This window comes from Methanohalophilus profundi, from assembly GCF_004137855.1.
Lineage (GTDB): Archaea > Halobacteriota > Methanosarcinia > Methanosarcinales > Methanosarcinaceae > Methanohalophilus > Methanohalophilus profundi.
In genome coordinates this window covers 1,718,334-1,744,345 of sequence record NZ_QBKB01000002.1, presented here as the reverse complement: position 1 = coordinate 1,744,345, position 26,012 = coordinate 1,718,334, and the positions used below count along the sequence as shown (strand labels likewise).

The 26,012-nt window shown below is 41.5% G+C and carries 31 protein-coding genes, 2 tRNA genes and 1 pseudogene; 19 read left to right on the top strand and 15 right to left on the bottom strand.

Features of this window, described 5'->3' with window-relative positions; genetic code table 11:
- Both C9889_RS09470 and C9889_RS09465 read left to right on the top strand, forming a co-directional pair.
- A complete protein-coding gene (locus C9889_RS09470; protein ID WP_129599107.1) occupies positions 1 to 1,308 on the top strand; it encodes a formylmethanofuran dehydrogenase subunit B in 1,308 nt (435 codons plus the stop codon).
- Positions 1,309 to 1,310: 2 nt separating this feature from the next.
- Positions 1,311 to 2,081 (top strand): formate dehydrogenase accessory sulfurtransferase FdhD, encoded by a 771-nt coding sequence (locus C9889_RS09465; protein ID WP_129599104.1) that lies wholly within the window; start codon positions 1,311 to 1,313, stop codon positions 2,079 to 2,081.
- 3 nt (positions 2,082 to 2,084) lie between these two features.
- On the opposite strand, the gene C9889_RS09460 is transcribed toward C9889_RS09465, so the two are convergent.
- Together C9889_RS09460 and C9889_RS09455 are read right to left on the bottom strand one after the other, a co-directional pair.
- Positions 2,085 to 2,858 carry a DUF364 domain-containing protein gene (locus C9889_RS09460; protein WP_129599101.1) on the bottom strand — a complete coding sequence of 258 codons (774 nt, stop codon included), beginning with the start codon at positions 2,856 to 2,858 and terminating at the stop codon, positions 2,085 to 2,087.
- Positions 2,859 to 2,867: 9 nt separating this feature from the next.
- Entirely contained in the window at positions 2,868 to 3,659 is a 792-nt protein-coding gene (locus C9889_RS09455; protein ID WP_129599098.1) for a beta/alpha barrel domain-containing protein, read from the bottom strand.
- Positions 3,660 to 3,961: 302 nt separating this feature from the next.
- On the opposite strand from C9889_RS09455, the gene C9889_RS09450 reads away from it, so the two are divergent.
- Positions 3,962 to 4,702: a Nif3-like dinuclear metal center hexameric protein gene (locus C9889_RS09450; RefSeq protein WP_129599096.1), complete on the top strand. Its 741-nt coding sequence runs from the start codon at positions 3,962 to 3,964 to the stop codon at positions 4,700 to 4,702.
- Between the two features lie 160 nt (positions 4,703 to 4,862).
- Here the strand turns inward: C9889_RS09450 and C9889_RS09445 are convergent, their stop codons facing one another.
- The 5 genes from C9889_RS09445 to C9889_RS09425 form a co-directional block, all read right to left on the bottom strand.
- Positions 4,863 to 5,390, bottom strand: a complete 528-nt coding sequence (locus C9889_RS09445) for a tRNA (cytidine(56)-2'-O)-methyltransferase (RefSeq protein ID WP_129599093.1) — start codon at positions 5,388 to 5,390, stop codon at positions 4,863 to 4,865.
- A 42-nt stretch (positions 5,391 to 5,432) separates the two neighbouring features.
- Positions 5,433 to 6,953, bottom strand: a complete 1,521-nt coding sequence (locus tag C9889_RS09440) for an AMP phosphorylase (RefSeq protein ID WP_129599090.1) — start codon at positions 6,951 to 6,953, stop codon at positions 5,433 to 5,435.
- Between the two features lie 309 nt (positions 6,954 to 7,262).
- Complete coding sequence (locus C9889_RS09435; RefSeq protein WP_129599087.1) at positions 7,263 to 7,838, bottom strand: FumA C-terminus/TtdB family hydratase beta subunit; 576 nt, start codon at positions 7,836 to 7,838, stop codon at positions 7,263 to 7,265.
- The gene (locus C9889_RS09430; protein WP_129599084.1) at positions 7,823 to 8,677 is read right to left on the bottom strand and encodes a fumarate hydratase; all 855 of its coding nucleotides are present in this window, start codon (positions 8,675 to 8,677) and stop codon (positions 7,823 to 7,825) included. The genes C9889_RS09435 and C9889_RS09430 overlap by 16 nt, the downstream gene beginning before the upstream one ends.
- Positions 8,678 to 8,774: 97 nt before the next feature.
- Positions 8,775 to 8,860 (bottom strand) — tRNA-Leu (locus C9889_RS09425).
- 239 nt (positions 8,861 to 9,099) lie between these two features.
- Between C9889_RS09425 and C9889_RS11505 the strand changes: the two genes are divergently transcribed.
- The 9 genes and pseudogenes from C9889_RS11505 (at position 9,100) to C9889_RS09385 (ending at position 13,732) form a co-directional block, all read left to right on the top strand.
- Positions 9,100 to 9,423 (top strand): molybdopterin-dependent oxidoreductase, encoded by a 324-nt coding sequence (locus C9889_RS11505; protein WP_394342239.1) that lies wholly within the window; start codon positions 9,100 to 9,102, stop codon positions 9,421 to 9,423.
- Positions 9,408 to 9,644 carry a molybdopterin-dependent oxidoreductase gene (locus C9889_RS09420; protein WP_394342238.1) on the top strand — a complete coding sequence of 79 codons (237 nt, stop codon included), beginning with the start codon at positions 9,408 to 9,410 and terminating at the stop codon, positions 9,642 to 9,644. The genes C9889_RS11505 and C9889_RS09420 overlap by 16 nt, the downstream gene beginning before the upstream one ends.
- A 390-nt stretch (positions 9,645 to 10,034) precedes the next feature.
- Positions 10,035 to 10,478: an ester cyclase gene (locus C9889_RS09415; RefSeq protein ID WP_129599081.1), complete on the top strand. Its 444-nt coding sequence runs from the start codon at positions 10,035 to 10,037 to the stop codon at positions 10,476 to 10,478.
- Between the two features lie 107 nt (positions 10,479 to 10,585).
- Positions 10,586 to 12,259: a site-2 protease family protein gene (locus C9889_RS09410; RefSeq protein ID WP_129599078.1), complete on the top strand. Its 1,674-nt coding sequence runs from the start codon at positions 10,586 to 10,588 to the stop codon at positions 12,257 to 12,259.
- 17 nt (positions 12,260 to 12,276) lie between these two features.
- Positions 12,277 to 12,531, top strand: coding sequence for a hypothetical protein (locus C9889_RS09405; protein ID WP_129599076.1), 255 nt, complete (start codon positions 12,277 to 12,279; stop codon positions 12,529 to 12,531).
- 112 nt (positions 12,532 to 12,643) lie between these two features.
- Positions 12,644 to 12,802 (top strand): hypothetical protein, encoded by a 159-nt coding sequence (locus C9889_RS10595; RefSeq protein WP_225420066.1) that lies wholly within the window; start codon positions 12,644 to 12,646, stop codon positions 12,800 to 12,802.
- A pseudogene (locus C9889_RS10590) lies at positions 12,730 to 13,343 on the top strand (sulfite exporter TauE/SafE family protein). Before C9889_RS10595 ends, C9889_RS10590 begins: the two are co-directional and overlap by 73 nt.
- Positions 13,316 to 13,600 (top strand): sulfite exporter TauE/SafE family protein, encoded by a 285-nt coding sequence (locus C9889_RS09390; protein ID WP_129599072.1) that lies wholly within the window; start codon positions 13,316 to 13,318, stop codon positions 13,598 to 13,600. The pseudogene C9889_RS10590 and the gene C9889_RS09390 overlap by 28 nt, the downstream one beginning before the upstream one ends.
- Positions 13,601 to 13,634: 34 nt before the next feature.
- Positions 13,635 to 13,732: transfer RNA gene (locus tag C9889_RS09385), tRNA-Arg, on the top strand.
- Between the two features lie 33 nt (positions 13,733 to 13,765).
- On the opposite strand, the gene pheT is transcribed toward C9889_RS09385, so the two are convergent.
- A complete protein-coding gene (gene pheT, locus C9889_RS09380) occupies positions 13,766 to 15,385 on the bottom strand; it encodes a phenylalanine--tRNA ligase subunit beta (protein ID WP_129599069.1) in 1,620 nt (539 codons plus the stop codon).
- Positions 15,386 to 15,578: 193 nt separating this feature from the next.
- Here pheT and C9889_RS09375 point away from each other — a divergent pair, with 193 nt between their 5' ends.
- From C9889_RS09375 to rnhB, 5 genes are read left to right on the top strand one after another with little or no spacing between them, the layout of a single operon-like run.
- Positions 15,579 to 15,779, top strand: a complete 201-nt coding sequence (locus C9889_RS09375) for a hypothetical protein (protein ID WP_129599067.1) — start codon at positions 15,579 to 15,581, stop codon at positions 15,777 to 15,779.
- Entirely contained in the window at positions 15,757 to 17,733 is a 1,977-nt protein-coding gene (locus C9889_RS09370; RefSeq protein WP_225420065.1) for a type II/IV secretion system ATPase subunit, read from the top strand. Before C9889_RS09375 ends, C9889_RS09370 begins: the two co-directional genes overlap by 23 nt.
- Before the next feature lie 17 nt (positions 17,734 to 17,750).
- On the top strand, positions 17,751 to 19,502 hold the full coding sequence (locus C9889_RS09365) for a type II secretion system F family protein (RefSeq protein ID WP_225420064.1): 1,752 nt from the start codon (positions 17,751 to 17,753) through the stop codon (positions 19,500 to 19,502).
- 11 nt (positions 19,503 to 19,513) lie between these two features.
- Positions 19,514 to 19,954 carry a type II secretion system F family protein gene (locus C9889_RS10585; RefSeq protein ID WP_225420063.1) on the top strand — a complete coding sequence of 147 codons (441 nt, stop codon included), beginning with the start codon at positions 19,514 to 19,516 and terminating at the stop codon, positions 19,952 to 19,954.
- A gap of 14 nt (positions 19,955 to 19,968) precedes the next feature.
- Positions 19,969 to 20,616 (top strand): ribonuclease HII, encoded by a 648-nt coding sequence (gene rnhB / locus C9889_RS09360; RefSeq protein WP_129599065.1) that lies wholly within the window; start codon positions 19,969 to 19,971, stop codon positions 20,614 to 20,616.
- Here rnhB and purQ read toward each other — a convergent pair whose 3' ends face one another.
- The 5 genes from purQ to C9889_RS09335 all read right to left on the bottom strand — a co-directional run bounded on the left by purQ (position 20,617) and on the right by C9889_RS09335 (position 22,917).
- Complete coding sequence (gene purQ, locus C9889_RS09355) at positions 20,617 to 21,309, bottom strand: phosphoribosylformylglycinamidine synthase I (protein WP_129599063.1); 693 nt, start codon at positions 21,307 to 21,309, stop codon at positions 20,617 to 20,619.
- The gene (purS, locus tag C9889_RS09350; protein ID WP_129599061.1) at positions 21,306 to 21,557 is read right to left on the bottom strand and encodes a phosphoribosylformylglycinamidine synthase subunit PurS; all 252 of its coding nucleotides are present in this window, start codon (positions 21,555 to 21,557) and stop codon (positions 21,306 to 21,308) included. Before purS ends, purQ begins: the two co-directional genes overlap by 4 nt.
- Before the next feature lie 67 nt (positions 21,558 to 21,624).
- Complete coding sequence (locus C9889_RS09345) at positions 21,625 to 22,212, bottom strand: CDP-alcohol phosphatidyltransferase family protein (RefSeq protein WP_191985833.1); 588 nt, start codon at positions 22,210 to 22,212, stop codon at positions 21,625 to 21,627.
- A 6-nt stretch (positions 22,213 to 22,218) separates the two neighbouring features.
- A complete protein-coding gene (locus tag C9889_RS09340) occupies positions 22,219 to 22,608 on the bottom strand; it encodes a tetratricopeptide repeat protein (protein ID WP_129599059.1) in 390 nt (129 codons plus the stop codon).
- A gap of 36 nt (positions 22,609 to 22,644) precedes the next feature.
- The gene (locus C9889_RS09335; RefSeq protein ID WP_072561693.1) at positions 22,645 to 22,917 is read right to left on the bottom strand and encodes a tetratricopeptide repeat protein; all 273 of its coding nucleotides are present in this window, start codon (positions 22,915 to 22,917) and stop codon (positions 22,645 to 22,647) included.
- 411 nt (positions 22,918 to 23,328) lie between these two features.
- On the opposite strand from C9889_RS09335, the gene C9889_RS09330 reads away from it, so the two are divergent.
- Together C9889_RS09330 and C9889_RS10580 are read left to right on the top strand one after the other, a co-directional pair.
- Positions 23,329 to 24,201, top strand: coding sequence for a glycosyltransferase family protein (locus C9889_RS09330; RefSeq protein WP_225420062.1), 873 nt, complete (start codon positions 23,329 to 23,331; stop codon positions 24,199 to 24,201).
- A complete protein-coding gene (locus C9889_RS10580; RefSeq protein WP_225420061.1) occupies positions 24,191 to 24,562 on the top strand; it encodes a hypothetical protein in 372 nt (123 codons plus the stop codon). Before C9889_RS09330 ends, C9889_RS10580 begins: the two co-directional genes overlap by 11 nt.
- An 11-nt stretch (positions 24,563 to 24,573) precedes the next feature.
- Here the strand turns inward: C9889_RS10580 and C9889_RS09325 are convergent, their stop codons facing one another.
- A complete protein-coding gene (locus C9889_RS09325) occupies positions 24,574 to 24,975 on the bottom strand; it encodes a sensor histidine kinase (RefSeq protein WP_164999328.1) in 402 nt (133 codons plus the stop codon).
- On the bottom strand, positions 24,948 to 26,012 hold the full coding sequence (locus C9889_RS09320; protein ID WP_164999327.1) for a PAS domain-containing protein: 1,065 nt from the start codon (positions 26,010 to 26,012) through the stop codon (positions 24,948 to 24,950). The genes C9889_RS09325 and C9889_RS09320 overlap by 28 nt, the downstream gene beginning before the upstream one ends.

Sequence of the window (26,012 nt, the reverse complement as noted above, 5' to 3'; positions counted from 1 at the left end):
ATGTTCAAGAACATATTCTGTCCCGTCTGTGGTGCTTCATGTGATGATGTACAGGTTGAACTGAAAGATAACAGCATCACTGTCAAGAACGCATGTAAGATGGGGAATGCAAAGTTCCAGGAGGTCGTAAGCGACCACCGTATCAGGAAACCCATGGTAAAAAAGGACGGGGAATTCGTGGAAGTTAGCTGGGAGGAAGCCCTGACAAAGGCCGCAGAAATTCTCACTGCTTCAAGAAAACCCATGCTCTTTATGGGAAGTGAAACCTCCTGTGAAGCACAGGAAGTAGGCCTGCATATCGGTGAATATCTTGGTGGAACAGTAGACTCCAATGCGACAATCTGTCACGGCCCAACTGTAATGGGTATCCAGGAAGCAGGATGTGCCGCTGCTACAGCAGGTACCAAAAAGAACCGCAGTGATGTAAACATCTACTGGGGTACCAACCCGCTGGAATCCATGCCCAGGCATATGTCCAAGTATGGTATTTTCCCCAGAGGTTACTGGACAAAGAGAGGACGTTTCGACAGGAAAGTTATTACTGTGGATCCAAGAAGAACCCCTACAGCCGATGCTTCAGACCTTCATGTCCAGCTCAACCCCAACAGTGATTATGAATTGTTCAATGCTCTTTTGACAATCCTTAACGGGAAAGAGCCTCACCACTCCGTTGAAAAAATTACTGGTGTACCAATCTCCATCATGGAGGAAATGGTGGACATGATCCTCGATGCCAACTTTGCCAGTTTCTCTGTTGGTTTGGGTGTCAGTTCATCATACGGTAAACACCGCAACATCGAAATGGCACTTAACGTGATAAAAGAGCTGAACAACAATCACGGGACGAAAGCCTGTATAGGTGCTCTTCGTGGTCACTGCAATGTTGCAGGATTTAACATGGTTGCATCCTATCTCTACGGTTATCCCTTCGGTCTTGATTTCACACGCGGCTACCCCAGGTACAACCCAGGTGAGACCACCTGTGTGGATATTCTCAGGGAAAAGGACACGGATGCGGCAATGGTTGTAGGTGCCGACCTTATGGCACATACTCCGGCAGACTGTGCATCCTATCTTGCAGAAATTCCAATGGTATGCATAGACATTGCTCCAGGCCCAACACCAACTGCAGCGGATGTAATACTGCCCGGCGTAATTGATGCCATGGAATGTGATGGTACATTCTACAGGCTGGACAATGTGTCCGTTTACTTCAAGCCCTTCACAACCTCTCCTTTTGACTTCACAGAAAGCAATGAGGATACCCTCAAGCAGCTCTTTGCGAAGGTAAAGGAAATGAAGAGCTAAACATGAGTAAAGCAGACTGGCACTTCGATAATAAACCGGATACAGAGATTACGTGGAAAGAGGAGGAGCGGGATACTACCGCTCCTTACATTCCCATCCAGTGTATCGAAGTGAAAGGAGATGCTTCTCCAAAAAAAATCAATGTAGATGTTGTTATTGAGAAAATGTATGAGGTTTTCCTCAATGGCAACTTCATATCTTCTTTTTTGGCAAGCCCCCGACAACTTAAGGAAATGGCTGCCGGCCACCTCCTATGTGAAGGCCACATTGCAAACGTTAACCAGATAACTTCTATTGTAATAGATAAAAATAAGTTGTTCTGCAAAACAAAACCATCATCCTTAGATAAGACCACTCCTAACCCTGAAATGAGGGTTAAAAGCAATACCCTGTTCGATCTTATCGACCATATTTTTGAAAAGGGTAAAATCTGGAGGCGTACTGGCGGGGCACATTCTACTGTGATAGCCACCTCTGAAGGAGAAATCCTCACCTTTTGTGAAGATGTAAGCCGGGCATCAGCAGTTGATAAAGCAATTGGTAAAGCTGCACTGGAGGGTGTGAAACTTGATAACTGCATAATGGCAACTTCTGGCAGGTTATCAGTTACAATGGTAGGAAAAGGCGTTAATGCAAGCATTCCACTGATGGTGAGTAAAGCTGCACCAATGGACCAGGGAATCAGGCTTGCAAGGCAAAATAATATGACACTTGTGGGATTTGCACGCAGGCCCAATCTTTACATCTATTCCAATCCTGAGCGATTGATCTAATATTTACTGTACAAAGGATATCTTTGTGCCACAGTTTTTGTGAATCTGTTTTGTCCCGCCAGCCTGGCTAACTATTCTTAGCATTGTTGGCGTATCATCGATTCTTGTACCCATTACAGCAGTAAATCCCTGCTCAAAGAAAAGGTCCGGGTAAAGGGGCGTAGTAGGACCAAGCAGAATAGAGTTAGATGCCTGGCTTACTGATTCCATCAGAGGATCAAGGGAGTTGTTCAAAAGAGTGGTACCTGTGATTATAGCAACATCTGATGATGCTATTGTTTCTTTCAGCTCTTCCTCAGGTACAATGGTTATCCTTTCATCTTTAATTGGCCTTTTTTCCGCCACATAAAGGGTTGAGGCTTTTTTTAATATACCTGGAATCATGGGGGCAAAATGGCCCACCATTGCTACACTATCATTATTTTTTATAATATCCAATACACTGGTATCTGACGATTCGTAAGAAGAAATCTCATCCCCGGTCTTTTTGATGAAAGCATTGAGTGCACTGGTCGCCACTGTTCTTTTTAGGGAATTGGATGATTTACCCATCTCAAGAACCCGCGGCAAAGGGTTATTATGAATTTTACCTGCGGATGGAAGGGTCTCACAGTGGGTTGATTGAGGAATCTGAGTTGCAGCAACACCGCCGTGGATACCAATTCTGGCACCACTGTAAACCACTCCCAGAGATATTTCATCTACAATGCTTTCAGGAAAAGTATCAGCATTTTCTTTAGCAAGCCTGTCAATCAATCTGGTTAGTATATCATCCATCGGAACACCTTACATTCTTTCAATTCTGGTGGTCAGATCAAGAGGTTGAGCATAATAAGGTGCAGTGGAGACAATAATATCCACATAAGGAGCATATTGTGGAATCTCATCCGATTTAATACCACCCACAGCAATCTCAATTCCTGGATTTATTGTTTTAAGTTTGTTAACAATCATAGCCATCTCTTCGGGAGAATAATGATCAAGTAACAGGACATCGGCAATTTCAGCGTATTTGAGTGCTTCGTCATTATCACGTGGTTCTATTTCTATTTTTTTCACTGCCTTGAGATTCTCAAAAGAATCTGCTACATCCAGATGATTCTGTGTCACAAGAATGGAATCACTCAAAGAATTGCGGTGGTGTGTTCCTCCAGCTACCTTTACTGCCTTTAATTCATATTTTCTGAATCCAGGATGGGTTTTGCGACTTGTGGCAATCATTATATCTGGATTTTCTTTTCTTGCAGCTTCTACGAAATTGTGGGTCCGCGCTGCAATCGCACATACTATTGAAAGGAAAGTCTGGGAGATACGCCAGAGTTTGAACAACGTTCCGAGGTTTCCTTGTGCAGAGAATATTACAGCTCCTCCTTCAAAATATTCACCATTCTCAACTCTGTAGGTCACATCCAGTCCTTTCTTTTTGTAGAATTGTTCCAGATCATCGGCACATGCTCCAATTCCCTCATCCCGTGACAGAATGTTCAGGGTACCTTCACCATTTATCTGAAGCAATTCTGTGGTTTCATCCCCGTAAGGACAGTCCTCCTGCAAGTAATGTTCAAAATACTCTATCATACTAAACCAACCTTTAATTTACGCCAGTATTTCAAATCCTAAGTGTATAAAAATTCCTGGACATTCCTTATTTTGCCAGGCGCATAGAATAACACTTTCCGAATAGACAGAAAGGTTTGGAGACTACCGATAAATGATGCATGTAACGATTTTTAAGAGAAGTAACATCTATTCGGCCAGTGTTTTTTCCGACAGAGACAATCGGCTATTTCCTATGCGTTATGTACATGCTTACATATCAATAAAAAGTTATCGATTTAAAACCCGACAGTTTGATATTGGGACAAATTAATTTCAGAAATATGAACCTTTCAGAAATTGTAAGAAAATTGGAGGTAATTGCACCTCCTGAACTGGCAGAAGAATTTGATGAAGGCAGGATTGGATTGACGATGGACCTGAAAAATGAAGTTAATCGAATAGCTGTGGCTCTGGATCCTACCGAATACACACTTAACCGGGCAGCAGATATCGGAGCAGACCTGCTCATTACACACCATACTTTATTATTCCATTCGATTAATTCAATATCCTGCAACCTGGCAAAACACCTGAAGATCGCGCTGGATAACAATATTTCCCTCTATGCAATGCATACCAACTATGACCGTGCAGAAGGAGGAGTGAATGACATCCTTGCTGAAAAGCTGGGTCTTAAAAATATTGAGAAACTGGACATGGGATGTATAGGAGAAATGGATCCTGTCTCAAGGGATGTTTTCATCAACCATGTGTCCAGATCTCTGGACACCCCTCTACAGTATGTTGGCGAAAAAGAAATGATTGGAAAAGTGATGGTTTTTGGTGGAAGTGGCTTTAAAGGACCTTTCCTTGATATTGCGAATTCAATGGAGGTAGATGCCTATGTATCCTCTGAACTTAAACATGATGTAATACGCAATTTTGCGGATATGCTGCTGGTGGATGCCACCCATTATGCCACCGAAAATCCTGCAATGCAAGCCCTTGCAACCCGTTTGGAAAATGACCTGGGTATCGACACCGAATTTATTGACCACAATCCCCTGATACGCACTTGCTGAGGTGAGAATATAGATTCAGATGAAATATCGGATGAAGAACTGGAAGACATGCTTGCAGAATCATCCAGAAAAAGGGATCGCAAACACAGGGGGTTTGGTGGATACGAGCGCAATAAGATATACAGGGGTGCCGAGGTCAAAGAGAAAAAGGAAGACTGAATCAGGAATTTTCGATTACTTTCTTCCCGCGATCCATTGGTACAACATGAAGTTGTGCATCTTTAAATTCATTCTTCAAGGGCTCATCTTCTGCAATCCTGTCCAGAGTAACGGCTACAGCAGCCACTTCTGAATGAGGCTGGTTACCCACAGCAACATTCCAGTCAGCCAGTTCATAGACCTCAAAAGGGACTTTTTCCGCCCCGACAACGATCATGAGTTTTTCACATCCCTGCATAGACGCAACGGCATCTGGAAGATTGATACCATACATTGAAAGATGGCAAACCTTTCCGCCTTCTGATTTCCATTTTTTAATCTCGGTCTTCCATTTTACATCATTACGGATATAAAATTCTCCTCCCCAGCGTTGGCACATCTGGGTCACGCTCCGGGTAATAGAGGGATCGTTACTTGCAAGGAGTATCCCTTCAGCACCGAAAGCCCTTGCTGTAAGAGCCACGTGGGTTGTGATACGTTTATCTCTTTGAGGCCTGTGTCCCAGACGCAGTATTACAATTCTTTTCATGGGCAAAAATAGGAAAAAGGGTATTAAAGCGTAATGGCCGCTTTACACTTCCTTAAAGGATTGTACTCGTTCAAGTAGCATACCTTCAACCACTATAGGGGAATCTCTTTGGGCATTCTGCAGAGCTGTTTCCAGTTTATTTTTCTTTTCTGCATGAATGGTAAGAACGGGTTCACCTTTTTTGACCGGTTCTCCCTGTTTCTTATGAATCAGCACACCCGCTCCCTTATCATTGGGTGCACCGGCAAGCCGTGCAATCTGCACCACTCTCTTATTCTTGAATTCAAGTACATATCCATTTGCAGGTGCGGTTATCTCAGCTGTATGCTCACCAGCAGTAATATCTTTGTAAGTCACATCGGGATTGCCGCCCTGTACTTCTATTATTTCCCGGAATTTGGCAAGAGCTTTGCCATTTTTAAGGGTTTCCATGGCAAGTTCATTACCCTGGCCACGGGCAGCCACTCCCCCCATCTCAAGCAGCATTCCTGCAAGAACCATACTTTTTTCGATCAGACTGTTAGGTCCTTCGCCTGTTTCCAGCACCTTGAGAGCCTCTCGTACTTCAAGTGCCGGTCCCACAGTTCGACCAATCGGAGAAGCACCATAGGTAAGGGCACAATCCACATTCATTCCGAGGCGCTCACCCAGATTGATAAGATCACGAGCAAGTTTTCTACCTTCCTGCACGTTTACAATCTTGGTTCCGGGACCGGTGGGTATGTCAATAACCACATTCTCAGCACCAACAGCTCCCTTTTTAGCCATTATTGATGCTAAGAGCTGACAGTGTGGATCAATGGAGAGAGGGTATTCTACTTTGATAAGTTTGTCATCTGCAGGAGCTATGTTGGTTGAACCACCCCATACCAGAACACCTCCAACCTTTTCTGTCATTTCCTTTACCTGAGAAGCGGAAAATTCAACCGGTGCCAGAACTTCCATAAGATCGGATGTTCCCCCTGCACCTGTAATTGCACGGGAACTTGTTTTTGGTATTAATAATCCGTTAGCTGCTACAATTGGTACTACCAGAAGAGAAATCTTATTGCCCGGCACTCCTCCGATAGAATGCTTATCCATTATCGGGCCCTTCGCAAATTCAAGTTTTTCTCCTGTATCTATCATCGCCCGGGTAAGCCATTCGGTTTCGTTATCCGTCATATCATTTATATAAGTGGATGTCAGGAAAGCAGCTAGTTCGATCTCACTCAAGTTCTCTTCCACAATATCTTTGACAAGGCCATATATCTCTTCCTGAACAAGTTTTTCCCCATCCATATTTTTGCGGATCAATCGTGCAGATTTGGGTTTCTCTGCAGGTTCGACCTCTACAATTTCAGTCCATTCCCTCTGGAGCTTTTCTTTAACTTCGTGATACAGTCCGATCATTCCGGGAGATATCATATCTTCAGTAAAATCCACAATTGCTGTAACTGTAACATGCCCTGTTACACGAACCCGGTCTCCTTCATAAACACCCAGTTCTTTAGCATCTATGGAGTTAAGTATAATTTTGTATTTTCCGACTTTGATATCGATTGGCTGGACTTTAAGTTCCATTTTTACACCTTATATGAGTTTTGTACTATATTGCATTGATAACTTATTTAAGTTTTCAAGAGGATTTTGTTTAATCAAATTATAATATTCATGTATCTTAATTCAAAGGAAAATCTTAATGGAGTCGTATATCGAAAAAGCTATATAAACTTCTGCAGGAAAACAAATTTTAATATATAATAAATATAATATTTATTGGGTAATAACGTGGCCTCAAATTATACATTTGCACCGTGAGGGACAGGTGTCAGCAGGTTTAAAATACTCCTTATTGCTTGACCATCATAGCATGGGCCACTTTCACCTTCCTTATCTGAGAGCCTTTTCAAGATTTTCGTTTACCTTTTCCCTGATATTCCAGAAAAGGTCTTCTCCCTCAGTATCTATTCCCACAATCAGAGGGCCGAATTCATCCATTTCAAGTACCCATACTGCTTCTGGCATACCCAGATCAAGCCAGTGGACATCACAAACCTTTGTTATGGAATTGACAGCCAGTGCAGCACATCCTCCCGTATAGGCAAGATAGACACATTTTCCTTTCATTGAATCGGCGACATTGTCCATCCCGCCCTTTCCTATCAACATTCTCACATTGTGCTTTTCCAGAAGTTGGGGGGTCATTGCGGACATCCGTGCACTGGTGGTCGGACCGGCAGCCACAGGTACCCATATTCCAGATTGCTTTTCCTGCATAAGGGGACCGCAATGATAGATAGCGGCTCCTTCCAGATCAACGGGCATATTATCCAGAGGAGTTTCCAGGATACGTGTATGAGCCTCATCCCGGCCTGTGAAAACATTGCCTGATATGTAAACTACATCACCAATGCGCAGGGATTCTATGTCCTCGATGGAAAGAGGGGTTTTCAGATGATATTCCATTTGCCATCACCTCCAACAACAGCTGTAGCATGCCTGTTGGCCCAGCACTGGATATTGATAGCCAAGGGCAGGGAAGCGGTGTGGCAGTGAGCGGTCCTGATATGTACCGCCAGAGCCGTCGTATCGCCACCTGTTCCCATGGGACCAACTCCCAGGGAATTGACTTTTTTCAGCAGAGCATGTTCTTTTTCATCCATGTCATTTACCTGCTCCAGCAAAGCGCTCTTGGCAAGCAGGGCGGCTTTGTCAAATGACCCACCAACACCAATGCCAAGGATCACAGGCGGGCAGGGCTTTCCCCCGGCATCCCTGATAGTTTCAAGGACAAGCCGGTCGATTGAATGACCTTCTGTGGGATTAAGCATTTTCAGTATGCTCATATTTTCCGAGCCTGCTCCTTTGGGAACGGCTGTGATCCTCAGTTCTTCTGAGTCATTAAAATAATATTTTATATCCGGCAACCCATCTCCGGTATTGTCTGCACTATTAATGCGTGTCAGAGGATGTACGGCATTGGGCCTAAGAGGTACGGCAGATGTGGCTTTCCTGACCCCCTCAATAAGAGCTTGTTCAATATCTGGAAGGGGTGAGATTTTGCGGCCGATTTCCACAAAAAGGATGATAATTCCGGTATCCTGGCATATGGGCACAGAATGCCTGCGAGCAATCCCTGTATTTTTCAGTATTGCCTTTAAATGAGAGCGTGCGATCTCATTGCTCTCCCTCTGTTCAGCATTTTCCAGACAAGCAACCACATCATCCGGCAATTCAGTTTCTGCCCTTTGTATGGCTGAGATAGTTGCTTCCACAATATCTTCATGTTTAATTCCTGATTCCAAGAAAGATCACCTGTGAATATGAAATAATCAATTGATATCTGTAAATAAGCATGGTAATATATGTAGCAATTGATAAGTTACCTGAAAATAGATTGATTGGTGCGAGAGGGGGGATTCGAACCCACGAACTCCTACGAGAATGGATCTTGAGTCCATCGCCGTTGGCCGCTTGGCTACTCTCGCACACTTTTTATTGCAGATCTGGTTTGACATTTCTCTGCAACCAGAATATGCAACGTCTAAATAACACGATTTTTTATAAATCTATCGCAGGAAATTTGTAATTGAGACAACACCGACAACTTGCTAGCCATTCCAATAGGTGCACTAAAGAGTACATTTTTATTGCAATAAGTTCCAAATTCCATATATAGAGGTGGTTTCATGAAACATCCAATATTCCTTTTTTTTTTATCATTATAGTGCTTACAACAGGCTGCATTTCCAACACACCGCAGGAAACAGAAAGTGGTGTGCAGGACAATGAGACAGAAATACTGGAATATGAAGGTGGTCAACTTACACCTATTGAAGAGCAGCGCAACAATGGCATCAAGGGAACCCAGTATATTGATAGAGATACCTACACACTCAAAATCAGTGGGATGGTAAATGAAACTGAAAATATAAGTTATGAGCAGCTCGCCTCCTACCCGGCCGTTTCCAGGGTTGTACCGCTTGACTGTGTAGAAGGCTGGCGCTTTACAGCACTCTGTGGACCGGTGTACCGGTGGAAACCCTCCTGAAAGAAGCAGGATTCAGTGCAGGGGCGAATACTGTTATTTTCTATTCAAAAAACGGTTATTCTACATCCCTTTCCCTGGATTACCTGATTGATAACAATATTATCGTTGCCTACAAACTTAACAACGTCACTCTCCCCCAGGAAAGAGGTTTTCCCCTGCAACTTGTAGCAGAGGAAAATATGGTTACAAATGGGCCAAATGGATTACCGGGATCGAGGTGACGGACGATGATAATTATGAAGGATTCTGGGAAAGACGTGGCTACAATAATGATGCAGATGTGGATGGCCCAAGGTTTCAATAATCATGAATGAATGAATGAATTTCAGTAATTGGAAGAAGGCAGAGGTGTTGTAAAACAGGTGCAAACCATACAATTCGGGACTTTGTGTTTCTAAGCCCAAGTACCCCCGCCTTACTCTTCCAGAATTTACAATCAATCCTCTGTTGCATTTATACTTCTACAATATAATATACCGAGTATATAGAATAAATATATCACAGAACCACAGGTCAGAACCAATTGTACCTGACATATACTGATACTACCGGATAAGCTGCAATTTTCGTGAAATAAACTTTTTAAATATAAACCCTGTCTATTACTAACGATGGGAAAAAATGAGACTAACGATGAGCAAATCTGTGGCTCTCCTGATAAAAACAAAGAAATCGTACTGAAAGTCGCCAGAGAAGGCTGGAGTCCTGTTATGGTAGATAAGCACTGTACTGACGATTATCTGATGCATTATGGCGGAGAAAAACTGGATCGGGAAAATCTCAAGGAATTCATGGGTGCCATACATCATGCCCTTCCAGACCTTCATTTTGAAATAGAAGATATAATATCTGAAAATGATAAGGTTGTTACACGCTGGAAAGCAGAAGGAACCCATAAAAGAGCATTTCAGGGTGTATTTCCCACAAACCGCAAAGTTAGTTTTTCGGGCATAACCATAAGCAGGGTAAAGGGTGAAAAGATTGCCGAGGACTGGGAAGAAGTAGACCAGCTCAACTTCACTCAACAATTTGGCGTATATCCCGACAATATATGATTTATTGCATAGCAATCAACATTATCCTCTGCCCATTTGATTTTAATATAAAAAGATATTAATTGAACCATCTAATCATCACTGGCATAATCCTTCGGAGAATTCAAGTGGACACTACTAACCTCATATTGGCGATATTTTTAGTATACTGGGCTGCAGTTGCCTATCTTAATAAAAAGGGTGTACTGGAAAAGTACAACATATCCGCATACGGCCCCGTACTCATGATCAGAACTGTCAGGGGGCTGGCTCTTCTGGATAAACTTGCAAAACCCCGCCGTTACTGGAGAGTATTTGCAAATACCGGCATTGTGCTAATGTTCATAGGTATGTTTGCCATGCTTTTTATTGTCATTCTTTCAGATATCGCGCTTATTGCTTCCCTTACAGAAAATGCAATGCCTCAACCCAGTAAATTCAACGAGGCACGCAATGTGTTCCTGATTCCCGGTGTCAACGAATTTATCCCGCTTACCTGGGGCATCATTGCCCTGGTAGTAACACTTGTGGTTCATGAATTTGCCCATGCCATTCTTGCCAGGGTAGAAGATATCAGGGTAAAATCCATGGGAATACTTTTTGCCCTGGTGCCTATTGGAGGATTTGCTGAACCCGATGAGGAGCAACTTTTCGGTGAAGGGAAAGACGAATTTGGAAGTCCTGTAATAAATGAAAAAAAGGCCACCAGAAACCAGCGTGCACGCATCCTGGCCGCCGGAGTGATGTCCAATTTTGCAGTGGCCCTGATTGCTTTTGTCCTCTTTTTCGGACCTGTTTTGGGGGCTGTAGCTCCTATGAGCGACACAATGGTCGTGGATGTTACAGAAGACTCTGTAGCTGATATTGCAGGTATTGAAAAGGGAATGGTAATTACCGGCATCGATGACAGGGAAATACGTTATGCCAATGACGTTGTAGCCTATTTGAACAAAACAGAAACAGGTTCCACGGTCACCTTGAAAGCAGCCAAGGACCGAGAGATAAGAGAGTATGAACTGAAAGTAACCGGCAAGCAGGATACCGGAGATTTTGGGATATATATCAATGATATTGTAGATGGTTCACCTGCAGAAAGAAGTAACCTTGAAAAAGGGATGTTTTTACTATCCATCAATAATGTTACCACCCAAACCCCTGAAGAATTTGTCAATTTCATGAATACCACAACTGCCGGCCAGGAAGTGGAAATAGAGATAAAGACAACTGAGGGAGAAAGTAAAATATACACTCTGACACTGGGGCAACATCCTGATGGCACTTCCGAAAAAGGGTTTTTGGGAGTTTATTATGGCACAGATGGAGTAAAAAATATACCTGTAGGACTTTCGATCGGCGAGTATCCCGCCCATGACTATCTGGATATGCTCAAAGGCCTGCCTTCTATGCTTACAGGCGTAGCTGGCTGGGTCATTCTGTTAGGTTTGCCAATAATAGGATTTGCAGGAGAAGGATTCCCCGGGTTTAGTGGTACTCTTGCCCAGTTCTATGAACCTGTTGGATGGGGCGAACCTCTCGGTGTAGGAGTGTTCTGGATTGCCAACAGCCTTCTTTGGATTGGATGGCTGAACTTCTATGTAGGTCTATTCAACTGCCTTCCGGCTGTCCCACTGGACGGAGGGCATGTATTCAGGGATTACCTCCAGTCGTTCCTCAAACGGTTTACAGGGGATGAAATCAAGTCAACCACTCTTGCAGGAACCATAGCAGGCACATTTACAATCCTAATCATATTGTCCTTTGTCCTGATGATATTCGGACCTTACATAGTTCATGGTTTCTAAACACAGGATGGACGAAAATGAAATTACCGGCCATGTGGAGACGATCACTGTACCATTACCTGGGTATTTCCCTGGGAGTGGTAATCATATATACGATCATCTTCCTTTTGCTGGTAAATTACGAAGGACAAACGCAGTTTTATAATCCTGTAGATGCTCTATATTGGGTAATTTCAACTACCACTACCATACAATTGGGTGGCATAGTCATGGTATTTGGTATTTTGATTACTTTTGTCATCACACCGTGGTTTGAAAATGCCCATAGATGAACTTGAGGACCAGAAAGTCAATTTCATAAGCATTGAAGACGATGAAGAGATACTTCGAAACATTATTTAAAAAAACTACCATGCATATAAGGTAAAGGATAAGTAAGATATAATGGCTGTAGATCCCTTTCTTCTTGCACTCCTTATCCTGGGACTTTCCTCCATTTTTGCATTATTGGGAATTGGAGGAGCAGTAATATATGTACCCCTTTTTTACTGGATTGGTATCGACCTGAGAATAGCAATCCGCTTGCCCTTCTACTCAATGTGACCACAGCCGGTTCAGCTTCATTTACATACCTGAAAAAGAAAATGATAGATTTTCATACTGCAATTCCTTTCCTTATCTTTTCCGTAATCGGAGCACCGATTGGAACACATATTGGCATGAGAGTTTCTGAGGAAACAATTCTCTTTATTTTCAGTGTTGTAATCGTTCTTGTCGGATTAAGCATGCTCATTAATGGCAAAAAACAAGCATACATATCAGAACCAGCAACCCACAGGAGACTGTTTTTGGGGTCACTTGTGGGTATTGGGGTAGGGATATCTGCGGGAATGCTGGGTATCGGGGGCGGAACTTCGTGGTGCCTCTGCTTCTTAGTCTTGGATACGGGATAAGGGAGGCACCTGCCACGTCATCGCTAATTGTAATGATCTCTTCACTGTCCGGCCTGATCTCCCATCTCAACAATATAGAAATTTCTGGTACTACAATGATTCTATTTGCGACTGCCTCACTGGTTGGAAGCCAGTTTGGCTCCCGGATTATGTATACTTCAAAATGGAATNACCTGCCACGTCATCGCTAATTGTAATGATCTCTTCACTGTCCGGCCTGATCTCCCATCTCAACAATATAGAAATTTCTGGTACTACAATGATTCTATTTGCGACTGCCTCACTGGTTGGAAGCCAGTTTGGCTCCCGGATTATGTATACTTCAAAATGGAATCTTGAAACCCTTTCCAGAAAATATTTCAAAAAAATTTTTGGATTGATGCTTATAGTGGTTGCTGTATTGTTGCAATATCGTATCAGTTCTAAATGCCGCTATAGAAAAGTTTAATAGACGTTATCACTATGATAAGGCTGCTTCCTGCGGGCCCGTGGGGTAGCCAGGATATCCTGATGGGCTTCGATGTTACCTAGAAAGGTGCGAAGATACCCATTGACTCGTGTTCGAATCGCGGCGGGCCCGTTCTTTTTTAAATAGTAATTGAATATCAGTTAGTTATTCATCTAGGTTTATTTCAAAACCTACAACCGGTTGTCCAAGCCCGAAATTGAGTATGACTTGCGGATGAATTTCTCCCATCACACCTACTTTTATACCATTTACAAGAATATCTGCTCTCCTGCCTTCAATAAATGCAGGATCTTCTGATGCCTTGACTGAATAGGGAACATTGCGCTCCATCATCATTGAATCAACAATTTCTCTTATTTCCTCGAAATTTGCCAGTGCATGGATAGACGTAGCTGCCAGATGCAGTTTATTTGCACAATTTACTATTGCCTCACCGACCTCAAATATGCGCTGAGGCAGTTCATGATGCTGGTTCATGGAGAGAATTTCCAGCTGGTTGGGCAGGAGGGTCGTGCGTATCATTGTCTGGTCTTCACTGATAGGATGCATTACAGGTGTCACATCTTCTGTATGAGACCTCCTCATATTATCAAAATGCACCTTCTCACTGGTAAGAGTGAATGGCATTACTTCAGAATATCCCAGCCCCACCATTATCTCCCTGATATTATCCTGCATCAGGGAAAGGGGATGTGCCTCTCCGCTTGTGGAAGTAGATGGGAATATTGCCTCAATATTGTCAAAACCTACCGAAATTGCAATGTCTTCAATTATGTCATAATTATGCAGGATATCTGCCCTGTAGGGAGGAATTTCTATCTCCACTTCATTGGTGCCTGCAGGTGATGCTGCATAACGCATTCTTCTCAAATGGCCTGCTACTTCCTCTGATGTGAAGTCCATACCAACAAGGGATTTCACTTCATCCATTGAAATAATACGTTTTTCCGGCGAGAGATCAGGAGTGATTTTTGATTCCTCATCGGGATAATTAATCTTAACAGATTCAATCCTGCCTCCACGATCGGCTAGTGCAGACACAACAATGTTGAGGGCTGTATAAACTTCGCCACTCAGACCTGTTACATCTATGAAAAGATCGGTGGTATTTTTGTCCACCATAGTTAGTGTTCCGTTAATTATAGGCGGGAAGGAAAGCACCTGATCATCAGCATCAAGTATAAGGGGATATTTTGAATAGCCTTTAAGAAGATGGGCAAAACGTGTGCCCTTTGGATGTTTTTCGAGGATGTCTGCCAGGTTCATGGGTTCGGTGAAATCAAGAGGAATAAATTCCACTGATGGGTCAGCACCAATATACTTGAAAGGTGGTTTGAGTCCGGAGAGGTCATGAACCCCGATTGACACTTTCTTACGGTCTCTACCCAATCCCCAATGCAGGGATTCCTGCAGATCCATCAGGGATTTTATTGAGGATTCGGTGAATTTGACTCCGCGGACAATCGCACAAGCAAGCACAGGACGGATATTCTTTATATTGTCATCCAGAGATATTTCAACATCTGAATCGTTAATATCATATTTTACAGGCCCTCTTTCAATATCCATAAAACCCCGCATTGCTCTGGAAACACCTTCGACACTATATAGATCGGGACGGTCGGGGAAGAATTCGATATCAATGGATTTGTCTTCAATACGTTCGATATCTGCTCCGATCATGGGAACCCTATCTATTATTCTATCCCGGTCAGTACCTGTAAGTTTCTCAAGGTCTTCATAATCCAGTGTTATAATGGGCATGGGGATCTTCCGTAAAGTTGGTCTGTATGCTTGGAAAGTAATGGGTATCTAAGATTTAATGTTTTTCATGGATAGGCACAAGGAGAATATTATCCATAACTATAATAATGATTATAATATTATTACTGATATATATGTACGCTGCATTTAGGCCCATAATACCCATAAATAATAATTAATTTCCGGTGACAAAATGAGTGATGAAGATTCCGTAAAAAGGGGATTGGATTATTCAAGCAAGGGAGAACTTTCAAAGAACAATAAAAACTCATCCACTGGCAAGCAAGAAGAATCAGGAGTAATTGAACCAAAACTTTTCAAACCCGGCTCCTTCCATAAAAAAGAAAAATCTTCTCAAAAAGATACCTTGTTTGTTAAAGAAAAAAAAGGATGAAATTATTTTCACACCTTCCAAAGGTGAAAAAACCATACGTAGAGAAAATCCATCTGCAAATGAAAACAATGAAGAACAAAGAAAACTATTCGGCGGAGAATCAAATACTTCCAATTCTAAAGAGGATTTACCAAATATATTTTCTCCCCCTCCAGAAAGCGATAATACTGAAAAAAATATAAGAGAATTGCAGGAAAAAACAACTGAAACCGATGACTCTGAAGTTCTAAATAACAGCGCAATGGTGAAGACTTCCTTATCTCAAGATCCTACTGAAAATGATGAAACGGAAAATTTACTGGAGGATGAACCGGAGGAGGAAAATAAAGAATCAGGCGAAGAGGCTGATTCACAAACTAAAATAAAAAAAAGTTTCAAAAATATTAATTTCGTCCAGAAAATACGTAATCTCCTTGAAAGAGAAATAGAACCAATCGAACAGTATGACCCTGCTATCCATGGTCCCATTACATATTTTGAAGGGATAGCAAATTATGAAGAAATTGAGAGGTATTGGCTTGATGAGCCATTTTGTTTTGTCGTCATTCTTTATAATGAACCCCTCAATGATTATCTGTACCAGATAGTTGAACCAAAATTAGATGAATTTGAAGAAATCTTCCTTACAGAGATTAAAGATCGTTTGCGTGATGTTTTACTCGTGGAAAATATTGACAGGCTGGCGGATAAAGAAAAGATACTGGAAGAAAAAATACTGATCATCCTTAAGGATTATGCTATTAAATTTACCCCCCTTATGTTGGGAAAAATCATTTATTATATAAAAAGGGATTTTGTCAGACTGGGAAAAATAGATCCACTGATGTATGACGATGGAATAGAAGACATATCAGGTAACGGGCATGATAAGCCTGTTTTTCTCTACCACAAAAAGTATACCAATATTTCCACTAATATCTATTTTGATGAAGATGAACTCAATTCTTTTATAATCCAGCTTGCTCAAAAAAGTGGTAAACATATATCTGTAGCCGAGCCAATGATAGATGCCACAATACCTGATGGATCCCGTATCCAGATGACTCTGGGTACAACTGTAACCACTCACGGCAGTACCTTCACCATCCGTAAATTCAGTGAAACTCCTATTACACCAATTGACCTTCTTGAGTGGGGCACCTTTTCTTCGGCAGGAATGGCGTACCTGTGGCTGTGTATTGAAAATAATAAGAGCCTTATATATGCAGGAGGCACGGCTTCAGGTAAGACTTCATCATTGAATGCAGTCTCCCTATTCATTCCTGAGAAGGCAAAAATCATTTCCCTTGAGGATACAAGGGAACTTAAATTGCCGCATATTAATTGGATACCGGGAGTTACCAGGGATTCATTTACAGCAGACGAAAGGGGAGCTGTTGATATGTACGACCTGTTGAAGGCGGCTTTGAGACAGAGACCCGAGTACCTGCTGGTAGGTGAGGTGAGGGGCAAAGAAGCACTGACGTTGTTCCAGGCAATGTCTACAGGCCACACCACATTTTCCACGATGCATGCTGATTCTGTGTCATCGGCAATTCACAGGCTGGAGAATCCTCCTATAAGTGTACCCAGGAATATGATTCAGGCCCTTGACATAATGAGTATTCAGGCACAGACATTTTCAGCAGGCAAACGTGTCAGGAGGAACCTGAAACTTGTGGAGATCACCGATATAGATCCAAATACCCGCAATATTCGAACCAACGACATATTTACGTGGGATTCATCTACTGATTCCTTCAGACATACGGGTAAATCCAAGGTATTGAACGATATAAAGCTACAAAGGGGCTGGAAAGAAGAAGATATAAAGCGAGAACTGCAAACCCGGCAAAATATACTTGAATATATGTTGGACAATGGTATCCGGGATTTCAAAGAGATTGCTGCCATCATTAAAGAGTACCAGGCAACACCTGAAAAGACCCTTGCCAGGTTTGGAATGGATAAATGAAAAATGGTGGGATAAACTTGGATGGAGCACAAACTGGAGAAAATGACGCCACAGTTGAGCCTAATGCAACCGAGGAATCTACCGATCCTGTCAATAAAGCATCCCTCCCGCCTCAAACCAATAAAATATCGTTCAAACAAAAAATAATAAACTCTTCCAAACATCTGAAAACACGTTTCAAGTTAAATGGAACAAGCAATTCAGAGAATGGTTATGGCCTAATACTTTTTGATCTTGCTAAAAAAATTCCTTTTGCCCTTCTGGGAGAGAAAGTTAAGGAAAAGGGGGACAGGTATTCAAACCTCCAACTCCAGCTCAAACAGGCACGAATTCCTGTGTCTTATGAGATGTATGTATCAGCAGGGATATTTTATTCTGTTGTTGCCGGGTTTTTGGGATCTTTGCTGGGACTTTTATTTGCTTATCTTATTTTCACGATCATAGGATTACCCGATCAGCTCACCGGCATCCAGGTCAATTCATCGTTTGCATGGTTGCTGGCCTACAGGGATATTATAATAGGCTTTTTTATTGTAGTTTTCCTGACACTTGTACTGGGAGGTATAACTTATGTTCTTTTCATGTTGTATCCTGCATTCCAGGCTGGCGAGAGGAAAAATAATATAGATCAACAACTCCCCTATGCAGTAACTTTTATGTACGCATTAACAAGAGGGGGGATGAATATCCTGGATGTATTCAAATCCCTTGCAAAAGCGGAAGATACCTATGGGGAAGTGGCTGTCGAAGTCGATACCATTGTGAAGGATATGGAATATTTCGGCCACGACATCAGAACCGCACTGACAAATATATCCAGCACTACCCCTTCAGACAGGTTTCAGGATTTGATATACAATCTTGTTACAATAATAGATAGTGGAGGAGATATTGCAAAATATTTCCAGGATAAATCAGACCAGTATTTGCAGAAAAGTATGGTGGACCAGAAAGGTTTCCTGGAAACACTGGCATTGCTTTCTGAATCATATGTAACCGCATTTGTGGCCGGCCCACTGTTCATAATAATTATGGGAGTTATGATGATAATAATGGGCTCCGGCTCAAAATCAATGGTATATGCAATCATATATGCTGTCCTACCCATCGGTTCCCTCATGTTTGTTGTTATGATCAGCATAATAACACCTGGCGAACTAGGGGAACCAAAGTTACTCAAGACCAATGATACATATGATCATGGAATCCCCGAAGTACCTCTACACCTCCAGCCGGTTTATGACGAAAACGGGGAAGTTATAGAAGAAAATGAAGACAAAGTACAAAAACGCGGATATTTTGAAAGTTTCATCAAATCAAAGAAAGGGCTCCAATATAAGGAATATATAAGGAATCCTTTAAAGCCAATGCTTGAAAAGCCCGAATATACACTGTTTATAACTGGCCCCATTGGTGCATGCATAATAATAATTCCTCTCCTGCTCAATATGAATGATGGTGGATTACCCTCCGGGATAATTGATTTTATTGACGATTATCTTGTATTTGGATTTTTTGCAACAGTTGTACCCCTGACAATATTCTATGAAAAGAAAAACCGGCGCAAGAAGAAACTGGAACAAAATATTCCTGACCTTTTGAAAAAACTGGCCAGTACTAACGAGACGGGGATGACCTTACATGATTCAATAAAGCTCATGTCAAGAAAGGAGACTGATACTCTCAGTAAGGAAATAAAAAAGGTATGGATGGATATTTCCTGGGGAGTAAACATAAATGACAGTCTTATCAGGTTTGCAAACGACTGAGGACTCAGGTTGTGGCAAGGTCATTTACCCTTATTACCAAGGCCAATGAGTCCAGTGGAGATATAGGCCAGGTATTACTTGTAGCATCCCGTGATGCATCATCTGAACAGGATATGAAACGGGAACGTTCAATGAGTATGATGATTTATATAGTAATTATCTACATTGCTTTTCTTGTTTTTGTGGGTGTGATCTATGTAATATCCACCACATTCCTGACAGAAATGGCATCTGCAGGTGCGAAAATGGCTGCTTCGGGAACACAGGGAAGTTTCCTTTCAAGTTTTAACCTGGATGAGTATACAAGATTGTTCAAACATGCCTGTCTGATACAGGGACTGAGTTCCGGCCTGATGGCAGGAGCAATGGGTGAAGGAAAAGTCCTTGCCGGATTGAAACATTCAATCGTAATGATGACAATTGCTTATGTTATCTTTACCTTATTTATCTGAAGATGAGGACAACTATGAAAATTGCAGGAATCGATGAAGCTGGCAAAGGACCGGTAATCGGACCAATGTGTGTTGCCGGCGTTATTATGGATGAATCAAACATAAATGCCCTGAAGAATCTGGGTGTGGCTGACTCAAAAAAACTGTCTCCCAAAAAAAGGGAAAATCTCGCCCGCCAGATACGTAAATATGCAGATGGGATATTTATTCAGGAAATAGAAGCCTGCCAGATAGATGAGCTACGCAACATAATGAGCATGAATGATATCATGATAAGAGGGTTTTCTAGTGTCATCGAAAACCTGAAACCCGATCTGGCATATGTAGATGCTGCGGATGTAAACGCAGAAAGGTTCGGCAAGAGACTTCTTGCTGCATATGAAAAGAAACATGAAGGAGAAAAAAAGCCGGAAATCGTATCCGAGCATCGTGCCGATGATATATACCCGATAGTATCTGCAGCATCCATTATTGCAAAAGTCAGAAGAGACGAGCTTATAGGAAATATCAAAACATCTATCAATGAAGATTTTGGAAGCGGTTATCCATCAGACCCCAAAACCAAAAAATTCCTTCAGGAGTGGATGGATAAAAATGGGAATTTACCCGATTTTGTCAGGCATTCCTGGAAAACCGCTGCAAAACTAAAAGGAAGCAGATGATTATTTCCGGCCAGATTCAATCATCGACTTAAACATCAAAAGACCATCATCAGAACCTATAATTGTCTCCGATGCTCGTTCGGGATGGGGCATCATACCCAGTACATTGCCGGTTTTATTTGTGATGCCTGCAATGTTATTACGTGAACCGTTTGGGTTGACAGCTTCGGTAGGCTTGCCGTTTTCATCTACATATCTGAATACAACCTGATTGTTCTCCTCCAGCTGCTGCAGGGATGCATCATCATGGTAGAATTTGCCATCCTTATGGGCAATCGGGATGCGGATTATCTGACCCTCGTCATACATTGAAGTAAAGGGCGTATTCGTATTTTCCACCCTCAGGTACGACCATTCACATTTGAACTTGGGATAACTGTTTGTTGTAAGGGCTCCATCCAGCAGACCTGATTCAGTAAGTATCTGGAAACCATTACATATTCCCATCACTGGTTTGCCATCGTCAGCCAGTTTTCTCACAGCATCCATAATAGGCGTCCTTGAAGCAATAGCACCTGATCTCAGATAGTCACCATATGAAAAGCCACCCGGGATTACAGCGGCCTCATATTCATCGAGTTTTTCCTCTTTATACCAGACAAGTTCGGCATCAATTCCAAGTACATCCTGCAAGACATGCAGGACATCATTATCACAATTGCTTCCACCGAACTGTATGATGGCAACAGTCATTCTATTTCCCTCAGGTCAATCGAGTAATCATGAATTATAGGATTTGCAATCAATTTCTGGCACATTTGGTCAACAAGGTCACGGGCATTTTCTTCAGATTCTGCTTTAAGTTCAATGACATACCTTTTGGTGCTTTTAACACTCTCTGTATTATAGCCCAGGTGTCCCAGAGCACGCTTGATGGTAGTTCCTTCAGGGTCCAGCATACCGGCTTTTAGATTGATAGTGACTTCTGCCTCATATAGCATAATAATCCTCAGCTATGATTGTAATGTAATCCAACCTAGACATAAATGATTTGTTATATAATCTCTTCTATAGGCGCTGTTTTGCCCCCATTACCCGCTGTATAAAAGTAATATGGGTCAGGATTGCAATAAGTGCAAGTGCCTGCAGAAGGAAACCTGTAAGTGCGCCGATGATCAGAATTATAATTCTTTCTGACCTTTCTGCCACCCCTATATCAAGTTTGGATGCACCTGCCGCTTCAGCACGGGCGCGTGTGTAACTGACAAGATATGAACCGATCATTGCAAACATACACCAAATCCACCCTTCTATAAAAAATCCGCTCCCCTGGATTGTGTTGTTTACAAAACCATAAATCAAGCCTGCAAAAACAATAGCATCTGCATAACGATCACATACCGAATCAAGTACCCCTCCAAAAGCCGATGTTGTACCACTGACACGTGCAACGGCCCCGTCCAAAACATCAAGTACCCCTCCTAGAATTAAAAAAAGGGCACCATATAAAAGATCGCCTTTTGCGAATTCAAAAGCTGCCAGAAAACTTACAAAAAGCCCAAGATATGTGATGGTATCGGGGGAAAGGGGGATTCTGGATGCAAATGGCAATACAGAATGACGTATGGAGTTTTTTAAATTACCAAGTATTTCCATCCCTCTTCATAAATTGGTAGTATGATCGTAGAGATATTGGGACTTCACATATATAAAATTAAACACAAATAATGGGTCCTTAGTAATTGGATGTTTGTTTTTTTGCTGATTAAGCAGGGATATTGCTTTTTTCAGGTAATTTTTTGCTTCTTCACATTCAGGATCAAGATTTAATACATGAGAAAAACATCGTGTTGCTTCATCATATGCCCCTTTTAAGAAATGTGATACACCCCTACAGTTCCACAAAATAGTTTTCTTTTCAGCAGAATCATTTTCCCTGACGTTTATATGTTCATAACAAATAAGGGCTTCATCATATTTCTCCATAGTACACAACATCATGCCTTTATTCAGCCATGCATTATCATAATCTGGATCAATCTTGGTGGACATGTCAAAGCATTCAATCGCTTTTTCTGGCTATTTCAACTAGGAATAGACTATGCCTCTATTGTACCAGATATCAGGATTATTCCCATTAAGTTCAAGAGCATTATCAAAACAACGGATGGCTTCCTGATATTCTGTCAGGTCACTGTGAGCTATACCTTTATTCGTCCATACAAGAGCAATCGCTTCGTTATCCCAGATCAGAGAATCTTTTTCCACTTCGAGAACGCGTGAGTAGCAACGAATCTTGTCTTCAGGATATTCGGCATGAAAACCAAGCTGAAACCATTTTTCTGCCGCCATTCCTTCCATTTATAGTATGCTCCTGACCACGCCATATATAAAGTATAAGTACAAATATAAGGTTATTCGAAGTATAAAATACTTATTATCTATTACATATAATCATCCAAAAAGGACATTACGAAAGTTCAACTTTATAAAATATACAACCACAATCCTTGTAGAACCATACCCAATGCAGTCTATTATCATACCTTTCTGAGATATTGACGTGATATGACTGGCAAATTTATATTCTGCGCCTTTCTTGCAGTAGATTGCAGGTAAATAGAAAACTATAAATTTTTGCTCCATTATATAGAGCAAAAATGAAATTATGAATAGACTTTCAATCACTGATTCGACTTTATAGGGGGAGAGAATCAGGATCATAAAAATATATTCATAGTACAAAACATCATCCATAAACGGGGGTATTAAATGGATTTTCATCAGGAGGATATTACTACAATACATGATTTTTGCATTGATGTCAATAAACTTGAAGATAAAATCAAGCAACTTGAACAAAAACGACCTGCTTGCCTGATCATCCCTATATTATATGAAGAAGTCGAAAACCGTCCCCTCCAGCAAATTGTGGAAGCATTAAACAAATGCGACTGTGTTAAACAGATAATTATTCCGATGGCAGCTGATAATAAAGAACAATATGTAAAAGCTGCACAATTTTTCAGCCAGTTAAAAACCGACCATATGCTCATATGGTGTAATGGCAAAAGAATCCAAAAAATCATTGATGAGATGAAAGAGATTGATCTTGACCTTACAGGGTTCAGGGGTAAAGGCATGGATGTCTGGTTGGGACTGGGTGTTGCCAGCCTGAATTCCTATGCAATTGCTCTGCATGATGCGGATATTGTCAATTACACATCTGCCATTCCGTTAAAGCTTCTTTACCCCATAGTCAGTCGCGATCTGAATTTCTTTTTCAACAAAGGTTATTATGCAAGGGTAAACCTGGACAAAAAAACTATGCATGGACGTGTTTACCGTCTTTTTGTCCAGCCCCTGATGGATACCCTGCACAAAGAACTGCGATGTGACTCAGAGATTCTGGACTATTTCAGGGCTTTCCGCTACACCCTCTCCGGCGAATTTGCAATGACAAGCGATCTTGCACTTAACATAAGAATTCCGTCAGATTGGGGACTTGAAGTCGGATTGCTTGCAGAAGTCTATCGCAATGCCACTTTCAAGAGAGTATGCCAGACAGACCTTGGATTTTATGATCATAAACACAAAAAATTAGGTAAAAGATCGCACGGAAGGGCTCTGCAAGATGACGGGTGATATTTTCACGACATTTCTGCGTATAGTAACCGAATCATCAAGTACTCCTATATCCCATTCACTGTTGCATAGCATACAGGTAAAATATAAGCGAAGAGGACAGGACCTTATAAGAAAATATTATACTGATGCTCTTATCAATGACCTCAACTTTAGTCGGCATGAAGAAGAAACCTATGTGGACATGTTCTCAAAGGTTATCATGAAGGCAGGGGACGAGTATCTTGATACAGCCGATGATGTACTGTTGCCTGACTGGACAAGGGTCCTTTCCGCAATCCCTGATCTCAGGGAACAGATATGTTATGCAGCACGCGAGGATGCCAGGGAATTCAATGGCATTGCCGAAAAAAAGGGTTAAGAATGATCATTTTACGTAATGGGGATTGTAATAGTAAAAGTACTGCCAACCCCGACTTCACTCTTTAAAGTGATATCCCCGCCATGCATTTCTACATATTTTTTCACAAGGGCAAGTCCCAGGCCAGTTCCTCCAAACTTACGAGTTGAAGAAAAATCTGCTTGCGTGAACGGGTCAAAAATTTCCTCATATTTTTCTTCCGGAATACCGATACCCGTATCAGAAACATCTATTTGTACTTTATTATCAACAACTTTGGAAGTGACTTCTACTTCACCCTTTTGCGGTGTGAATTTTATTGCATTGCTCAGCAGATTATACATGATCTCTTTGAACTTCATCCTGTCTATCTGCATTTCAAGATTCTCAGGCTCAAGAGAGTGTTTCATTTCAATGGACTTCTTTTTTGCCATCGACTGTACCAGTACAATAGTATCCTCGATCGTATCTGGAACATTGAGGACTTCAGGATTATAATCCATATTGCCAGATTCCACTTTTGAAATATCAAGGATATTATTAACCAGTTCCAGAAGATGTTGTCCTCCTTTGAGAACATTAAATATGTATTTGGATTGCCTTTCATTAAGGTCACCAAATTTTCATCTGAAAGTACCTGTGAAAAACCGATAATTGAATTAAGAGGGGTGCGGAGTTCGTGGCTCATGTTTGCGAGGAATTCGGATTTGGTCTTGCTTGCTTCTTCAGCCACAAGTTTACTCTCCAAAAGGGCATTTTCTAATTTTTTGCGATCAGTAATATCTCTTACAAATCCTAGGAACCGAGTATCTGAAAGTTTCACTGCATTTACATTCCAGATACGCCTGTTACCATCTTTTTTTACAAAATGGACATCCTCATTGGTATATCCTGTTCTGTTTACTGATTCAAAGGACTTGATTGCTTTTTCCCGATCATCAGGAGATATGAGATCGATAAGGTTTTTTGATAAAAGTTCTTCCCGGGAATAACCCGTAATATCACAGGCTGCTTGATTGACTTCAGCATAATTTCCATTCTCATCAGCAACAAAAACCCCAGTCGGAGCATTGTCAATGTAACTTCTGAATTTGGCTTCACTTTCACGCAATTTGTATTCTTTATCTTTCATTTCAGTAATATCAATAGCTGTGGCAGATAAAAATAGAGGATTATTTTGTTCATCTTCTATAACTATACCAGTCATCAACATTGGAAAAGTTGTGCCATTTCTGTGAGTATGCCAGACTTCAACATTGGTATAGTAGCCATCTTCCAATAATGATTTATTAATACTGCTTACATCTGTCATCTGTTCTTCATTATGAAAAATAGACAAATTTTGCCCGATTAGTTCTTCAGGTTCAAACCCATGAATTTTTGCAAAACAATCGTTTATATACTTGAAATTTCCATCAAAATCAGTAATTACATTTCCATAATTTGCTTTATCAAAAATGGTTTTGAACAA

Coding starts and splice junctions, on each gene's coding strand:
- C9889_RS09470 (WP_129599107.1), top strand. CDS start 1: ATGTTCAAGAACATATTCTGTCCCGTCTGTGGTGCTTCATGTGATGAT.
- C9889_RS09465 (WP_129599104.1), top strand. CDS start 1,311: ATGAGTAAAGCAGACTGGCACTTCGATAATAAACCGGATACAGAGATT.
- C9889_RS09460 (WP_129599101.1), bottom strand. CDS start 2,858: ATGGATGATATACTAACCAGATTGATTGACAGGCTTGCTAAAGAAAAT.
- C9889_RS09455 (WP_129599098.1), bottom strand. CDS start 3,659: ATGATAGAGTATTTTGAACATTACTTGCAGGAGGACTGTCCTTACGGG.
- C9889_RS09450 (WP_129599096.1), top strand. CDS start 3,962: ATGAACCTTTCAGAAATTGTAAGAAAATTGGAGGTAATTGCACCTCCT.
- C9889_RS09445 (WP_129599093.1), bottom strand. CDS start 5,390: ATGAAAAGAATTGTAATACTGCGTCTGGGACACAGGCCTCAAAGAGAT.
- C9889_RS09440 (WP_129599090.1), bottom strand. CDS start 6,953: ATGGAACTTAAAGTCCAGCCAATCGATATCAAAGTCGGAAAATACAAA.
- C9889_RS09435 (WP_129599087.1), bottom strand. CDS start 7,838: ATGGAATATCATCTGAAAACCCCTCTTTCCATCGAGGACATAGAATCC.
- C9889_RS09415 (WP_129599081.1), top strand. CDS start 10,035: ATGGGAAAAAATGAGACTAACGATGAGCAAATCTGTGGCTCTCCTGAT.
- C9889_RS09405 (WP_129599076.1), top strand. CDS start 12,277: ATGAAATTACCGGCCATGTGGAGACGATCACTGTACCATTACCTGGGT.
- C9889_RS10595 (WP_225420066.1), top strand. CDS start 12,644: ATGGCTGTAGATCCCTTTCTTCTTGCACTCCTTATCCTGGGACTTTCC.
- pheT (WP_129599069.1), bottom strand. CDS start 15,385: ATGCCCATTATAACACTGGATTATGAAGACCTTGAGAAACTTACAGGT.
- C9889_RS09375 (WP_129599067.1), top strand. CDS start 15,579: ATGAGTGATGAAGATTCCGTAAAAAGGGGATTGGATTATTCAAGCAAG.
- rnhB (WP_129599065.1), top strand. CDS start 19,969: ATGAAAATTGCAGGAATCGATGAAGCTGGCAAAGGACCGGTAATCGGA.
- purQ (WP_129599063.1), bottom strand. CDS start 21,309: ATGACTGTTGCCATCATACAGTTCGGTGGAAGCAATTGTGATAATGAT.
- purS (WP_129599061.1), bottom strand. CDS start 21,557: ATGCTATATGAGGCAGAAGTCACTATCAATCTAAAAGCCGGTATGCTG.
- C9889_RS09345 (WP_191985833.1), bottom strand. CDS start 22,212: ATGGAAATACTTGGTAATTTAAAAAACTCCATACGTCATTCTGTATTG.
- C9889_RS09340 (WP_129599059.1), bottom strand. CDS start 22,608: ATGTCCACCAAGATTGATCCAGATTATGATAATGCATGGCTGAATAAA.
- C9889_RS09335 (WP_072561693.1), bottom strand. CDS start 22,917: ATGGAAGGAATGGCGGCAGAAAAATGGTTTCAGCTTGGTTTTCATGCC.
- C9889_RS09330 (WP_225420062.1), top strand. CDS start 23,329: ATGGATTTTCATCAGGAGGATATTACTACAATACATGATTTTTGCATT.
- C9889_RS10580 (WP_225420061.1), top strand. CDS start 24,191: ATGACGGGTGATATTTTCACGACATTTCTGCGTATAGTAACCGAATCA.
- C9889_RS09325 (WP_164999328.1), bottom strand. CDS start 24,975: ATGGCAAAAAAGAAGTCCATTGAAATGAAACACTCTCTTGAGCCTGAG.